Source organism: Agromyces albus (assembly GCF_030815405.1).
In the GTDB taxonomy this organism is placed as follows: Bacteria; Actinomycetota; Actinomycetes; order Actinomycetales; family Microbacteriaceae; genus Agromyces; species Agromyces albus_A.
The window spans coordinates 2154838-2169640 of record NZ_JAUSWX010000001.1 but is presented as its reverse complement, the minus strand read 5'-3'; the positions used below and the strand labels follow the sequence as shown (position 1 = coordinate 2169640).

Annotated in this window: 11 protein-coding genes and 1 pseudogene; 4 read left to right on the top strand and 8 right to left on the bottom strand. The window is 69.3% G+C overall.

Translation table 11 applies throughout. The features are described 5' to 3' along the window. Positions 1-7: 7 nt before the first annotated feature. The 7 genes from QFZ29_RS10135 to QFZ29_RS10105 form a co-directional block, all read right to left on the bottom strand. Positions 8-853, bottom strand: a complete 846-nt coding sequence (locus tag QFZ29_RS10135; protein ID WP_306893996.1) for a LacI family DNA-binding transcriptional regulator — start codon at positions 851-853, stop codon at positions 8-10. Continuing rightward, positions 837-3302, bottom strand: coding sequence for a glycoside hydrolase family 2 protein (locus QFZ29_RS10130; RefSeq protein ID WP_306893995.1), 2466 nt, complete (start codon positions 3300-3302; stop codon positions 837-839). The genes QFZ29_RS10135 and QFZ29_RS10130 overlap by 17 nt, the downstream gene beginning before the upstream one ends. Continuing rightward, entirely contained in the window at positions 3299-4090 is a 792-nt protein-coding gene (locus QFZ29_RS10125) for an ABC transporter ATP-binding protein (RefSeq protein WP_306893994.1), read from the bottom strand. Before QFZ29_RS10125 ends, QFZ29_RS10130 begins: the two co-directional genes overlap by 4 nt. After that, entirely contained in the window at positions 4087-4944 is an 858-nt protein-coding gene (locus tag QFZ29_RS10120; RefSeq protein WP_306893993.1) for an ABC transporter ATP-binding protein, read from the bottom strand. Before QFZ29_RS10120 ends, QFZ29_RS10125 begins: the two co-directional genes overlap by 4 nt. Then, entirely contained in the window at positions 4941-5900 is a 960-nt protein-coding gene (locus QFZ29_RS10115; RefSeq protein WP_306893992.1) for an ABC transporter permease, read from the bottom strand. Before QFZ29_RS10115 ends, QFZ29_RS10120 begins: the two co-directional genes overlap by 4 nt. Positions 5901-5909: 9 nt before the next feature. Beyond that, positions 5910-6899, bottom strand: coding sequence for an ABC transporter permease (locus QFZ29_RS10110; protein ID WP_306893991.1), 990 nt, complete (start codon positions 6897-6899; stop codon positions 5910-5912). 83 nt (positions 6900-6982) lie between these two features. Continuing rightward, positions 6983-8659: an ABC transporter substrate-binding protein gene (locus QFZ29_RS10105; protein WP_306893990.1), complete on the bottom strand. Its 1677-nt coding sequence runs from the start codon at positions 8657-8659 to the stop codon at positions 6983-6985. A gap of 319 nt (positions 8660-8978) precedes the next feature. Between QFZ29_RS10105 and QFZ29_RS10100 the strand changes: the two genes are divergently transcribed. Together QFZ29_RS10100 and QFZ29_RS10095 are read left to right on the top strand one after the other, a co-directional pair. Continuing rightward, a complete protein-coding gene (locus QFZ29_RS10100; protein WP_306893989.1) occupies positions 8979-10193 on the top strand; it encodes an ROK family transcriptional regulator in 1215 nt (404 codons plus the stop codon). Positions 10194-10246: 53 nt separating this feature from the next. Further along, entirely contained in the window at positions 10247-11131 is an 885-nt protein-coding gene (locus QFZ29_RS10095) for an N-acetylglucosamine kinase (RefSeq protein WP_306893988.1), read from the top strand. A gap of 28 nt (positions 11132-11159) precedes the next feature. Here the strand turns inward: QFZ29_RS10095 and QFZ29_RS10090 are convergent, their stop codons facing one another. Further along, the gene (locus tag QFZ29_RS10090; protein ID WP_306893987.1) at positions 11160-12191 is read right to left on the bottom strand and encodes an aminotransferase class V-fold PLP-dependent enzyme; all 1032 of its coding nucleotides are present in this window, start codon (positions 12189-12191) and stop codon (positions 11160-11162) included. A gap of 82 nt (positions 12192-12273) precedes the next feature. Between QFZ29_RS10090 and QFZ29_RS10085 the strand changes: the two genes are divergently transcribed. Together QFZ29_RS10085 and gltX are read left to right on the top strand one after the other, a co-directional pair. Further along, the gene (locus tag QFZ29_RS10085; protein ID WP_306893986.1) at positions 12274-13215 is read left to right on the top strand and encodes a LysR family transcriptional regulator; all 942 of its coding nucleotides are present in this window, start codon (positions 12274-12276) and stop codon (positions 13213-13215) included. Between the two features lie 59 nt (positions 13216-13274). Continuing rightward, positions 13275-14790 (top strand): annotated as a pseudogene (gltX, locus tag QFZ29_RS10080) (glutamate--tRNA ligase). Positions 14791-14803: the final 13 nt, after the last annotated feature.

Genomic DNA, 14803 nt, shown 5'->3' with positions numbered 1-14803 from the left:
GGCCCGCTCATGTCGATTCGCGAATGACGAGCCTCGGCGGTTCGGCTCGGCCGCTGCGCACGCGCCCGTCGGCGATGGTGTCGAGGAGGAGTTCCGAAGCCCCGCGGCCGTAGCGGGTGAGATCATGGGCGAGCGCGGTCACGGTGGGGCTCGTGAGCTGCAAGGCCACCGAATCGTCCCATGCGACGATCGCCACGCGCTCGGGCACCGTGTGCTCGAGCTCTCGGCAGACCTCGAGTCCGGCGAGTGCCATGACGTCGTTGTCGAACAGGATCCCCGACGGGGCGTCGGCGCGCATGAGGAGCTCGCGGGTCGCGGCAGCACCGCTGTCGGCGGTGAAGTCGGCCTCGTGTCGTTCGTGCCGGATGCCGAGTGCCTCGCACGAGCGGGCGAACGCCTCGTCGCGCAACTGCGTGTGCACGTACATCGCGGGGCCCGTCACGCGAGCGAGGTGCCGGTGCCCGCGCTCGGCGAAATGGGCGACCACCCGATCGACGATCTCGACGTTGTCGTCGGTGAACGTCGAGAACCCCGGCGCGTCTTCGGCTCGCGCGAGCGCGACGGCCGGCAGCCCCAGTTCCGAGAGCGAGTCCAGACGCCGGTCGGTGGGCGTCAGGTCGGCGACGATGACACCCCGCACGCGTGCCTCGTCGTGCCAGCGCGCGTGCACGCGCACCTCGTCGTCGAGCGACGCCACGACCTTCATGAGCAGTCGGTGCCCGCGGGCCGCGAGAGCCTCTTCAGCACCCGTGATGAACCGCTGCCAGAAGGGTTCCATGGGCACGCGCCGGCGAGGCTGGTGCAGACACAGGCCGACGGATGCCTCGACGTCGGCGCTATGCAATGAGGTCATTCACCGAACATAGCGTCGGGAAGCGGTCGTGTCCCCTGAGCTCGGCACCCCCTGTTCCGGTGACGAGGAAGGTATGCGAGTCGCCCGCGGCCAGGGTGACGAGGCCGGAGTCGACGCGCGCGCCGGGAGCGATGCGGTCGGCCTGCAGCACGAGGTCCTTCACGAGCGACGAGGCGGTCACGGTCAATCGCGCCACGTCGTCGCCGGTGCTCCAGTCCACGGCCAGCGCGTCAGCGGGCGAACGGAGCTTCAGCTCAGGATCCTCGGAGAAGTACCACAGCGCGTCGGCCACGCCGTCGCCCGCGCGCACGAGCACGAACTCGCCCGTGGCATCCGTCGTCGCCAGCACCTCCGCACCGAGCGGGAACCGCGCCGACTCACGCGCCCCGAGCTCGAGCGCGTGCGTCTCGGCGGCCAGGCGGTCGCCGTCGAGCGTCATGCGAGTGACCTCGACCTCACCGCGCCACGCTTCGTCGCGGTCATTATGCGCGACGAGGACCGCCCGGCCATCGTGCGGCTGCACGGTCAGCAGCCGGTCGCCGTACACGCGGCGCAAGGCGTGCCACGCGGGCTTGCGGATGCCCGAGAAGTCCACGGCGGCCCACGAGATCACCGGCCACGAGTCGTTCAACTGCCAGACGATCTGGCCCGTGTTGCGCGGGTACAGCGAGCGGAAGTGCTCGATGCCGAACGCGAGCGCTCGAGCCTGGTTCAGCTGCGTCGCGAAATGCCACTCGTCGATGTCACGCCACTTCGGCAGGTGGGCGCCCAGCCCGCGCTCGAGCTTGACGTTGCCCTGGTCGGCCTTCTGGTGCACGAGCATCTGTTCGCCGTAGGGATCGAGCGGCTCGTCGTGCACGACACCCGTGAGGGTCGTCCAGGCCGGCGGCCCCTGGAAGCCGAACTCCGATGCGAACCTCGGCTCGTGCTCGCGATACGCGGTGTAGTCGCGCTCGTTCCAGACGTCCCAGAGGTGCATGGTGCCGTGCCGTGCGTCGTTCGGGTGGGCGTACCGCATGAACGAGAACGGGCTGCCGGGGGAGTAGGGCCGTGTCGGGTCGAGCTCTGCGACGATCGAGGGCAGCAGATCGAAGTAGTAGCCCTCGCCCCACGTGCGCCCCTCGAGGCGACGGCGCCAGTCCCACTCGAGGTATCCCCAGATGTTCTCGTTGCACCCGTTCCAGAGCACGAGGGACGGATGCCGCGACAGCCGGGCCACCTGCTCGCGGGCCTCGGCCTCCACCTCGCCGCGCATCGGCTCCTCCTCGGCGTAGGCGGCGCACGCGAAGAGGAAGTCCTGCCAGACGAGCACCCCGAGCTCATCGCAGATGTCGTAGAAGTCGTCATGCTCGTACAGGCCGCCGCCCCACACCCGGAGGAGGTTCATGTTGGCCTCGACCGCGTCACTCACTCGCGAGAGGTAGCGCTCGGGGTCGACGCGCGTGACGAAGGTGTCGTCGGGGATCCAGTTCGCGCCGCGGATGTTGACGACTCGGCCGTTCACGACGATGGTGAACGGAGTGCCGAGCTCGTCGGGCGAGGTGTCGACCTCTACCGAGCGGAAGCCCACGAGTGCCGACCACCCGTCGTCGCCGGCGCTCACGGTCACCTCGTAGCGGGGTTGCGCGCCGTAGCCGCGTGGCCACCACAGGTCGACCTCGCCCGCGTCGACGACGACACCGAGCTCGGTCGTGCCGGCCGATGCGAGCGCCGTGGCGGTGGCGCCCGCCACCTGGACGGTGATCTCGGTGTCGGCGGCGGATGCGGCATCCGCCCACTCGAGCGAGACCCGTGCGTCGAGCCGGCCGCGCGCGAGATCGCCGACGAGCGCCGAGACCTCGACGAGCGGCCGAACGCCCGAGATGCGCACCCCTGACCAGGAGTCGATGCCGATCGACTTCCAGATGCCCGAAGAGGACAGGTCGATGCCCCAGTCCCAGCCGAAGTCGCAGGCCATCTTGCGCATGGCGTTGAACGGGTGATGGTTGACGTGGGGGCGGGCGCCGAGCAGTTGCTCCTGCTCGTCGGCGAAGTCGAGCGGAGCACGGAACTCGACGACGAGCTCGTTCTTGCCGTCGACGAGCGAGTCGCGCACGTCGAATCGGTACGTGCGGTGCTGGTTGGCCGTGCTGGCGATGAGCTTCCCGTTGAGCCGGATGGTCGCCGCCGTGTCGAGTCCGAGTGCGACGAGGTCGTGCCGGGTGTGTCCGTCGTCGTGCCAGTCGAACACGGTGCGGTACCGCCAGTCGGTGCGACCGATCCACGCGAGCTGCGTCTCGTTGGCGCCGTCGTACGGATCGGGGATGCTGCCGGCGGCCACGAGGTCGAGGTGCACCTGGCCCGGCACTCGGGCCGCGATCTCCGTCGCGAAGGCGTCGGATGCGGCTCCTGCAGTTGCGGCGAGGAACCAGTCGGCCCCGTCGGCGGAGTCGAGGGAACGGAAACTCATGCGGCACGTCTCTTCTCTGGGTTGGGAGCGGCTTCGGCGAGCAGCTTCGTGTATTCGTGCTTCGGCGACAGGATGACGTCGTCGGCAGGTCCGCGCTCGACGATCTCACCGCGGTACATGACGAGGATCTCATCGGAGAAATGGCGGGCGGTCGCGAGGTCGTGGGTGATGTAGAGCACCCCGAGGTCCTCCTCGCGCTGCAATTCGGCGAGGAGGTTCAGCACGCCCAGGCGGATCGAGACGTCGAGCATCGACACCGGTTCGTCGGCGATCAGGATCCGCGGCTGCGGCGCGAGGGCACGAGCGATGGCGACGCGCTGGCGCTGGCCGCCCGACAGCTCGTGCGGCTTGCGCCGGGCGATGCCGGGCTCGAGCTGCACGCGCGCGAGCAGTGCTCCGACCCGTTGGGACACTTCGGCCTCTCCGCGCGCCATTCCGTGCAGCACGAGCGGACGGGCGAGGTGGTGGAAGACGGTGTGGTACGGATTCAGCGACGCGAACGGGTCTTGGAAGACCATCTGCACGGCGCTGCGGTAGGCGATGAGGCCCGCACCGCGGCGCCGGATCGGCGAGCCGTCGAGGAGGATCTGCCCGCGCGTCGGTCGTTCGAGCTGCAGGATGAGCTTCGCGATCGTCGACTTGCCGCTTCCCGATTGCCCGACGAGCGCCGTCGTGCGCCCGGCCTCGATGCGGAAGTCGACATCATCGACCGCGGTCAGCGTGCGGCTGCGGAATCCGCCGCGCAAGCGGTACTCCTTCGTGACGGAACGGAACTCGAGCGCGCTCATGACGTCACCTCCTGTTTCACGCCGCTGCGCACGAAGTCCCCGCGATCGCCGGTGAGGCTCGGGAACGAGGCGAGCAGTTGCTTCGTGTAGTCGTGTTGCGGGTTCGCGTAGAGCTCGCCGGCGTCAGCGAGCTCGACGATCTCACCGGCTCGCATGACGGCGATGCGGTCCGAGATCTCGAGGAGGAGCGGCAGGTCATGCGTGATGAAGATCACGGCGAACCCGAGCTCGGCGCGGAGCCTCGTGATCTCCCGCAGGATCTCGCGCTGCACGACCACGTCGAGGGCGGTCGTCGGCTCGTCCATGATCATGATCTGCGGGTCGAGCGCCATCGCCATCGCGATCATGACGCGCTGCCGCATACCGCCCGAGAGCTCGTGCGGGAAGGACGTGAGCCGTGACGGGTCGACACCGACGCGCTCGAGCAGCTCGGCGCAGCGACGGCGTCGCTCACGCTTCGGCAGATCGGGGCGGTGCGTCGTGAAGATGTCCTCGAGTTGCGCGCGAATCGAGATCACCGGGTTGAGCGAGTTCATCGCCCCCTGGAAGACCATCGAGATCCGGCTCCACCGGAATGCGCGCAGGTCTTCACCCTCGAGCGAGGCGAGGTCGATCGAGTAGCCCTCCCGGGAGTGGAAGACCGCGTGCCCCGAGGAGATGATCGCCGGCGGCTTCAAGAGCCGATTGACGCCATAGGCGAGCGTGGTCTTGCCGCACCCGCTCTCGCCGGCGAGGCCGAGGATCTCCCCGCGTCCGAGCGTGAGCGAGACGTGCTTGACGGCGTGCACGGTGGGCTCGCCGAGGTAGTCGATGCTGAGGTCCGAGATCGTGAGCACCGGGTTCTTCTCGTTCACAGCTCGTCCTCCTTCGCGACGCGGCGGAGCTCTGCTCGCGAGAGACCCCATGCCTTGCGGGTCTGGCGGGTCTGCGCGCGCAGCTTCGGGTTGATGATCTCGTCGATTGAGAAGTTGACGAGCGAGAGCGCAGCGCCGAAGAGCGCGATGAGCAGCCCCGGCGGCACGAACCACCACCAGGCGCCGAGACGGAGTGCGAGTCCGTTCTGCGCGTAGTAGAGCATCGTGCCCCACGTGAACGAACCCGAGGCGCCGAGGCCCAGGAAGGAGAGTCCGGCTTCGCCGAGGATCGCGAAGATGACGGCGAACACCGCTTGCGAGGCGAGCAGCGGCACGAGGTTCGGCAGGATCTCGACGCAGAGGATGCGCCAGGGCTTCTCGCCCGAGACCCGAGCGGCGGCGACGTAGTCGCGATTGCGCAGGCTGAGCGTGAACCCGCGGAGCACTCGGGCCGACCCGGCCCAGCCGGTGATGGCGAGCACCACCGCGACGAGCAGGAGGCTCTTGTCGGGCACGTAGCTCGAGATGATGATGACGAGCGGAAGCCCGGGGATCACGAGCATGACATTGCTGATGAGCGAGAACGACTCGTCGACCCAGCCGCCGGCATAGGCGCCGACGATGCCGAAGAACGCGGAGAGCGCCACGACGAGCACCCCGACGATGAGCCCGATCGTGAGCGAGCCGCGGGTCGCATGGGCGAGCTGGGCGAGCACGTCCTGACCGGTCTGCGTCGTACCGAGCGGGAACTCGGCGCTCGGCCCCGACAAGCCGATGTTGTTCACCGTCGACGGGTTGCCGACGAGCAGCGGGCCGACGAGCCCGAAGAGCACGATGAGTGCCGCGATGCCGAGCCCTGAGGCGAGCTTCGGGGTCATCGTTGGCAGCGAGCGCCCGAGCGAGCGCAACCTGTCGGCGCCGCTGACGAGTGCGGGTGCTTCGGTGAGTCCGGTCATGTCGTCCTCCTATGCTCGGGCGCGGGTGCGCGGGTCGATGACGGTGTAGAGCAGGTCGACGAGCAGGTTCGCACCGAGCACCGAGAGGGTGATCACGAGGAAGATGCCCTGCATGAGGGCATAGTCGTTGCTGTTGACGGCCTGGAGGAGCGCCGAGCCGATGCCCGGGTACGAGAAGACGGCCTCGGTCACGATCGAACCCGCGACCACGAAGCCGAGCGAGATGGCGAACCCGGCGACGGACGGCAGCACGGCGTTGCGTGCGGCGTAGCTCGTCATGATGCGGCGCGGCTTCAGGCCCTTCGCCTCTGCCGTCACGATGTAGTCCTCCGACAGGGTCGAGACCATCATGTTGCGCATGCCGAGCATCCAGCCGCCGATCGAGGAGATCACGATCGTCAGCGCCGGCAGGGTGCCGTAGTAGATGACGCTGCCGATGAATTCCGGGCTCCAGCCGGGCGAGACCTCCCACACGTCGTAGCCGCCGTTCAGGGGGAAGACCTGCCAGACGCTGCCGAAGGCGAACAGGAGGATGAGGGCGAGCCAGAAGTACGGCACCGATTGGAACATCGTCGTCACGGGCACGATGTTGTCGAGCCACGAGCCGCGCTTCCAGCCGGCGAGCTGGCCGAGCCCGATGCCGAAGAGGAAGGAGATGACGGTGGAGATGCCGATGAGCCCGATGGTCCACGGCAGGGTCTGGTCGATCACCTGGACGACGGGCGTCGGGAAGTAGGCCACCGACACCCCGAGGTTCCCGCCGAGCACCTGGCCGAGATACTGCCAGTACTGATCCCAGAGCGGCAGCGAACTGTCGCCGCCGAGGAGGAGCTCGATCGCCCTGCGGGTCTCGGGGGTGACCGGTCCGCGCTGGGCGAGCTTCGAGAGCATGATGTCGACGGGATTGCCCGGCATCCACCGGGGAATGAAGAAGTTGAGGCTGATCGCAGCCCACAGGGCGATGAGGTAGAAGCCGAGCTTCTGGAGCAGATGGCGCATGAGGCGGAGTCTCTCGGTCGAGTGCGGTCGGGGTGCGGTGCCGCCCGCCCGATGGGTGGGCGGCACCGGTCTTCACCCGGTCGTCACTTCGCCGGCTGCAGTTCCTTGAGGACGATGCCGTTGTCCCAGTTCTTCCACGTGGCGGGCAGCGCGAACTTGTCGTCGTTCGTCGGCCAGCCGGTGGCGCGATCGGTATTGAACTCGGTGAGCATCGAGTTCACGTAGATCGGGATGTAGGGCAGGTCGCGGGCGATCTCCGCCTGGATGGTCGCGTACTGCGCCTTCTGGGTCGCCTCGTCGATCGTCACCGCGGCCGCGTGGATCGCGTCGTCGACGACGGGGTTCGAGTACCGGGAGCTGTTGCCGGCGCTCGCCGACTCGCCGACGGGGAGGGTCTGGCTGGTCGCATACCACTTGTTGTAGACGAAGTACGGGTTGTTCGAAGGCTGCAGGCCGATCGAGTCGAGCGAGAGCTGGAACGTGCCCATCATCTGGTTGTTGTTCCACTCGTTCCAGGCGAGCTGCACGGGATTGAGCTCGATGCCCACCTCTGCGAGCTGCTGCGACATGGCGTCGTTCAGCGAGATGTAGTCGCTCCAGCCCGAGACGGTCTGCACGGTGAGGCTCAGTCGTTCGCCGTTCTTCTCGCGGATCCCGTCGGCGCCGGTGACCCAGCCCGCTGCGTCGAGGATCGCGGATGCCTCGTCGACGTCGGCACTCGAAGGCGACGTCGAGAGTTCGGGGTCGGTGATCCAGTTGTCGTCACGGCCGGGGATCACCATCGTCGGGGAGCTCGTGCCGGCGAAGCCGCCGCCCGCGAGCTGGTTGAGCTGGTCGCGGTTGATCGCGTGGTAGATCGCCTGGCGCACGGCCGGGTCGGTCTGCGGGCCGGTGCATCCGAGCTCGGCGTTGGAGCACGTGAAGATCGAGGTCGTCAGCGCCGGGGTGTTCACGTAGCTGAGGTTGTCGTGGTCTTTCAGGAGCTGCTCGAGGTCGGGCAGGTACGAGCTCATCCAGTCGACGTTGCCGGCGATGAGTGCGGCCGCCGCGGCATCCGCGGAGTCGAGGGAGACGAAGCGCACCTTGTCGATAGCAGGCTTGCCCTCGTCCCAGTACTGATCGTTCTTCTCGAGCAGGTAGCTCTGGGCGGTGAACTCCTCGAGGATGAACGGTCCGGTGCCGACCGCGTCGGAGTTGACCTCGGTCGTGGGGTCGGCGACGTCCTTCCAGATGTGCTCGGGCACGATGCCGCGGTTGCCGAGCACGCTCGGCTCCTGCATGAACGACGGCTCGGGGAAGTGCAGCACGACCGTCGTGTCGTCGATCGCCTCGGCGGTTGCTGCGGAGCCAGAGGTGTTGAGTTCGGGCGTCTCGGCGACGAGGTTGTAGGTGAAGGCGACATCCGCCGCGGTGAAGTCCTCGCCGTCAGACCACTTGACGCCCTCGCGCGTCGTGACGGTGAGCTCGGTGCCGTCGTCGTTCCACGAGAAATCGGTCGCGAGGATGGGCGTGGGCGGCTCGTCGGATGCCGCGTTGTACCAGTAGAGCGGCTCGAAGATGACGCCGTTCGTGGAGGGGAGCGCAGTGGGGGAGAACGGGTTGAAGTTCTCGGTGAGCGTGCCGGTGCTCGCGGTGACGGTGATCGAGGTGCCGCCGGCGCCGCTGGCAGCGGGCGAGCAGGCCGAGAGCGCAAGCGCCGCGGTCGCGAGGGAGGCGAGGGCAAGGATCGACCTTGCGCCTCTGCGTGACTTCAGGGACATCGTTGAACCTTTCATCGAAGGGTGTCACGGTGCTGTGACGTGCGCGGCCGTGAGTGCGAGGCGCTTGGTGCGCGGGTTCGGCAAACCGCTGGGTACTTTCTTAGGCGACTAAAGTATGTGTGTCAAGTAAGTTGCCCAGAGTGCCGACAATCTTGGGGCGGGCCATCCGGTCGGCTCGCGACGATCTCCGCTCCACGCGGACTCGCCGCTTGGCGGGGTGGTGTTCTCGCACGCGGTGCTCCACACTTGAACCGATAGCGCGGTCGCCACCCTGCTTTCTTCGGTGGCTAAATAAAGCAATCTAAGTTAGTATTCCGGTGTGGCAGAGACGATGCGGCGGCGTGGTTCGTCGAAGGGGCGCGCCCTCGATCTGATCAGGTCCCAGGGGCCGATCAGTCGCGTCGAACTCGCCGAGATCACCGGACTCACGCAAGCGACGATCTCCAACCTCGTGCGTGAACTGCTCGCCGACGGCGTCGTCTCCGAGACGGGTCGCGGCGAATCCTCGGGTGGCAAGCCGCGCATGCGCCTCGAGATCAACCCGGCCTCGCGCTTCGGTGTGGGCGTCGACCTCGGCGCCGACTCCTCGACCTTCGTCGTCGCCGACCTCGCGGGCACGATCATCGGCAGGCTGGGCATCGACGGGCCGGGAGCGCTCGGCCCCGCCGACTACGTGCGCCGCATGGCCGACGACCTCGCGCACCTGCTCGACGGCCTCGACATCGACCGTGCGGCCGTCGTCGGCCTGGGCATCGCCGCGCCGGGGCCGATCGACCGCGAGGCGGGCGTCATCGTCGGCGCTCCCTCACTCGCGGCGTGGAGCGAGTTCCCGCTCACCGCGGAGCTCTCGCGGCTCACCGGCTTCTCGTGCGTGCTCGACAACGACGCCACGGCCGCAGCGCTCGGCGAGTTCTGGCTCGGGGCGACCGAGGTCGGCTCGACGTACGCGTCCGTCTACATGGGCACCGGAATCGGCGCGGGCATCGTGTTCGACGGCACCGTGTACCGCGGCTCGAGGTCGAACGTCGGCGAGCTCGGGCACGTGAGCGTCGACGCCCGCGGCCCCGAGTGCCCCTGCGGCAATCGAGGATGCGTCGAGCTCTACGCTGGCCCGCATGCCGTCATCGCCCGTGCCCGAGAAGCAGCGGCGTCGGGCGGCATCGACCTCGAGTTCACGGGCGTCGCGGCGGCCGACTTCGCGGCGGTCGCCGAAGCGGCGATCACGGGGCATCCGCTCGCCCTCTCCCTCATCGAGGACTCCGCCGAATACCTCGCGGAGGCGATCGTGTCGCTCGTCAACATCATCGATCTCGACCACCTCGTGCTCGCGGGCAGCGCCTTCGAGAAGGTCGGGGCCATCTACGTGCGCACGATCAAGCGCATCGTGGGCGAGCGTGCGCTCTCGCGTCACCTGCAGCAGGTGACGGTGCGCATGTCGGTCAACGGAACGGATGCCGCGGCGCTCGGTGCGGCCACGATGGTGCTGCAGGAGCAGCTCTCGCCGCGTTCACTGCAATCGGTGACGCTCGCGTGAAGACCGGAACGAGTACAGGCTCGCGCCTGTCCATCGATGGCGGGCAGAGCGGCATGCGGCTGCGATTCGCGCACGACGCGCGGCATGTCGAGGTGGAGACGCCCGGCGTGCTCACCGATCGGCCTGTGCTCGAGCAGATCTCCGAGGTCGCCCACGCCTTCGCGCGGGAGCACTCACTCGAGATAGCGGAGCTCGCGGTCGGCCTGTCCGGCCTGACGCCCGCCGCCGCCCAGCCGATCCCGCTGCTGGAGTCGGTCGCCGCCCTTGGCGTGCAGCGCGTCGCCATCGCTCACGACTCGGTGAGCGGCTACCTCGCCGCCAACGGCGACGAGCCCGGCGTCGTGCTCGCCATCGGAACCGGCGTCGTCACGCTCGCGGTCACGGCGCGCGGCGCGGCCAAGGTCGACGGGTGGGGCTCGCTGCTCGGCGACGCCGGCAGTGGGTACTGGATCGGTCGAGCCGGGCTCGACGCCGTGCTCCGCAGCTACGACGGCAGGGGAGCGTCGACGGTGCTCGCCGCGCTCGCCGTGGAGGCGTTCGGGCCGCTCGACGACCTGTACATGCGGTTGCAGGGCGACGATCGCCGCGTGTCGCGCATCGCCTCGTTCGCGAGAGCGGTCGTCGAGTCCGCCGAGTCGGGCGACCCCGCTGCGGCCCACATCGTGACGGCGGCAGGGCGTGAGCTCGCGCATTCCGCCGCGGCAGCCCTCGAGCGCGCGGGCCACGCCAACGGGGAGGCGATTCGGGTGAGCGCGGTCGGCGGCATCGTCCGGGGATCGGCGTACGTGCGGGGCGCGCTCGTCGCGGCGCTCGCGGAACGCGGTCGGGGTGAGGGGCTCGCAGCCCCGCTCGGGGCCCCGATCGACGGGGTCGCCCGGCTGCTCGACGTGCGGGCGGGGCATCCGCTCGAGTCGATGATCAGCGTCGCGGCCCGCTGAGCGCGCCGAAGGCTCGCGCTACTGCGCTTCAGCGCCTGAGCGCGCGACTGGCCAGTTCGACGTCCTCGTCGTCGTTCCACAGGTGGAAGGCGACTCGAGCACGGCCGGCCCGGCCCGATGCCGTGATGCCGGCGGCGCCGAGCGCGGCGAGCTCGGTGCCGTGCTCGTCGGGCCACGTGACGATGGCGCTGTCGGATGCCGCGAGCCCGATCCGCTCGCGGAACGCGTTCGCCAGCCTGACATCGTGCCGCTGCACCTCCTCGAGGTCGAGCGACGCGGTGAACCCGAGGGCCGCCTCGGCGCCCGCCCAGGCGTGCCACGCGGGGGAGACGTCGAATCGGCGTGCGCCGGCAGCGAGGTACAGCTCGGGTCCGTAGCACGAGGCCCACGGGTCGTCGCCCGAATACCAGCCGGCGACGTGCGGCCTGAACTCGGCGAGCACGCGATCGGAGACGGCCGCGAACGCCGCGCCGCGCGGCGCGGACAGCCACTTGTACGAGTGGCAGACGATGAGGTCGGCGCCGAGGCCGGTCGTGGCCATCCACCCCGTGGCCTGCGTCGTGTCGACGAGGGTGAGCGCCCCGGCCGATCGGGCGGCGGCGACGACGGATGCTGCGTCGGTGACCTCCCCGGTGGCCGATTGCACGAGCGAGAACGACACGAGCCAGGTCTGTGCCGTGACGGCATCGGCGAGCTCGCCCACTGGGACGTGCCGCACGCGGAGGTCGCCGCGCGCGAGGAACGGGGCGACGATCGACGAGAAGTCGCCGTCGACGCACAGCACCTCGCCTCCGCTCGGGGCGGATGCCGCGGCGAGCCCCGCGAACACCGAGACCTGCGAGCCCGTGGCGATGCGATCGGGCGTCGTGCCGAGGAGCGTCGCGGCATGCCCGCGGGCGCGTTCGAGCACCGCGGAGTAGTCGGCGGCTGTCGCGGCGCCGGTCGACCACCGTTCGAGGTCGCGCCGCACGGCGTCACGCGTGACGTCGGCGGGAAGTCCGAGCGTGCAGGCCGCGAGGTAGCCGCGGCCGGGGGCGAAGTGGTCGCGAGCGGGGTGCATGCAACCAGTCTCGGCGGCTCGCCATCCATTCGACAAGAACAGGTGAGTGATCGAATGCATGCCATCGCGTTATGATTCACGCATGTCCGACGCCTCCGTGGAACACCTCGCGTCCACGCTCGACCTGCAGACCGTGCGCGTCGTGCGCCAGATCGCCGAACATGGGTCGCTCACGGCCGCGGCAGCATCCCTCGGCTACAGCCAGCCCGCCGTCAGCCAGCAACTGCAGCGCTTCGAGGAGCGCACCGGCATCGCGCTCGTCGAGCGAGTGGGCCGCGGCATCCGCCTCACCGAATCGGGCCGGGTGCTCGCCCGGCATGCGCTCGCCGTCACCACGGCGCTCGAGGCCGCAGCGGGCGAGCTCGCCGAGATCCGCGGACTTCGTTCCGGCCGGGTGCGGCTCGTCGCGTTCCCCTCGGCGTCGGCCACGCTCGTGCCACGGCTGATCGCGTCGCTCGCGAGCGAGTATCCGGGCGTCGCGGTCACGTACGTCGAGGCCGAGCCGCCCGAGGCGGTCGACGCGGTGCGCGCCGACCGCGCAGATCTCGCGATCACCTTCAGCTATCCCGGCGATCGCGACGACCCGCACAGGGCGAGCGCGCGCGGCCTCGACGTGCGCGCCTACGCCGAGGAGCCGATGCAGCTCGTGCTGCCCGAGGGGCATCCCGCCGCTGAATCCGACGTCGTCGAGCTCGATCGGCTCGCGGGCGAGCCGTGGATCGCCGGATGCCCCCGATGTCGCGGCCACTTGCTCGAGCTCGCGGGCGCCGCGGGCTTCACGCCCCGGATCGCGTTCGAGACCGACAACTTCGTCGCCGTCGAGGGCATGGTCGCGCAGGGGCTCGGCGTCGCGTTGCTGCCCGCGCTCGCGCTCGAGGCGTCGCCGCGGCATCCCGGTATCGTGACCCGGCCGACCGCGCGAGCCGACGTGCGCTCGCTGCATCTCGTGACCGCTCGCGGGGCCGAGCGCGTGCCCGCGATCGGCGCGACCCTCGCCGCTCTGCAGGCACTCGCACCCGGCTGAGCCGAGTCGCGCCGAGCGCGCGATTCCCCGAGGGTCACGCCTCGCTACCATTGAGGCGTATGCCTGAGACAGCTCACCCCACGACCACCGCCACCGGCAGCGACATCCGTGTGCGCTTCTGCCCCTCACCCACCGGCACGCCGCACGTCGGCCTCGTCCGCACGGCCCTCTTCAACTGGGCGTACGCGCGGCACACCGGCGGCACGTTCGTGTTCCGCATCGAAGACACCGATGCCGCTCGCGACAGTGAAGAGAGCTACGAGCAGCTCGTCGACGCGCTCACGTGGCTCGGCCTCGACTGGGACGAGGGCGTCGGCGTCGGCGGACCGTACGCGCCCTACCGCCAGTCGCAGCGCAGCGAGGTCTACGCCGAGATCATCGAGAAGCTGAAGACCGCCGGCCACCTGTACGAGAGCTACTCAACGGCGCGACGAGATCGACGCACGCAACGAGGCCGCCGGCCGACCGAAGCAGCTCGGCTACGACAACTTCGATCGCGACCTCACCGACGAGCAGCGCGCGGCATTTCGTGCAGAGGGCCGGGTGCCCGCGCTCCGCATGCGCGTGCCCGACGTCGAGATCGCGTTCGACGACCTCGTGCGCGGTCGCATCGACTTCCCGGCCGGTTCGACGACCGACTTCGTGGCCGTGCGCCCGAACGGCGCGCCGCTCTACACGTTCGTGAACCCCGTCGACGACGCGCTCATGGGCATCACGCACGTGCTGCGCGGCGAAGACCTGCTCTCGTCGACGCCACGCCAGATCACGCTGTACCACGCGCTCATCGACATCGGCGTCGCACCCTTCGTGCCGCGCTTCGGACATTTGCCCTACGTGATGGGCGACGGCAACAAGAAGCTCTCGAAGCGCGACCCCGAGTCGAACCTGTTCCACCACCGCGATCGCGGATTCATCCCCGAGGGGCTGCTCAACTACCTCGCCCTGCTCGGCTGGGGGTTCTCGGCCGACCGCGACGTCTTCAGCCGCGAGGAGTTCATCGCGAAGTTCGACGTCGCCGACGTGAATCCGAACCCCGCGCGATTCGACCTGAAGAAGGCCGAGGCGATCAACGGCGACCACTTGCGCCGGCTCGACGTCGCCGAGTTCGTGGCTCGCACGGTGCCCTACCTGCAGGCCGCCGGCGCGGTCTCCACTCCGATCACCCCGGCAGAGGAGGCGGTGCTCGTCGAGGCGGCACCGCTCGTGCAGGAACGCATCACCCTGCTCGGCGAGACGCCCGGCATGCTGGGCTTCCTGTTCACTGATGCCGCGGGCCTCGAGTACGACGAGTCCGCCGTTGCAGCACTGCCGGCCGACACCCGGTCGGTGCTCGACGCCGCCCGCGCCACCCTCGAACGGCTGCCCGCCGAGGCGTGGACGCACGAACAGATCGAAGAGGCACTGCGCGGCGCCCTCGTCGACGGCCTGGGCCTCAAGCCGCGCGTCGCCTTCGGCCCGGTGCGCACCGCGATCTCGGGTCGTCGCGTGTCACCGCCGCTCTTCGAGTCGATGCAGATCCTCGGCAAGATCGACTCGCTCGAACGCATCGATCGACTCGTGGCGCTGACGGCATGAGCGAAGGGCTCGG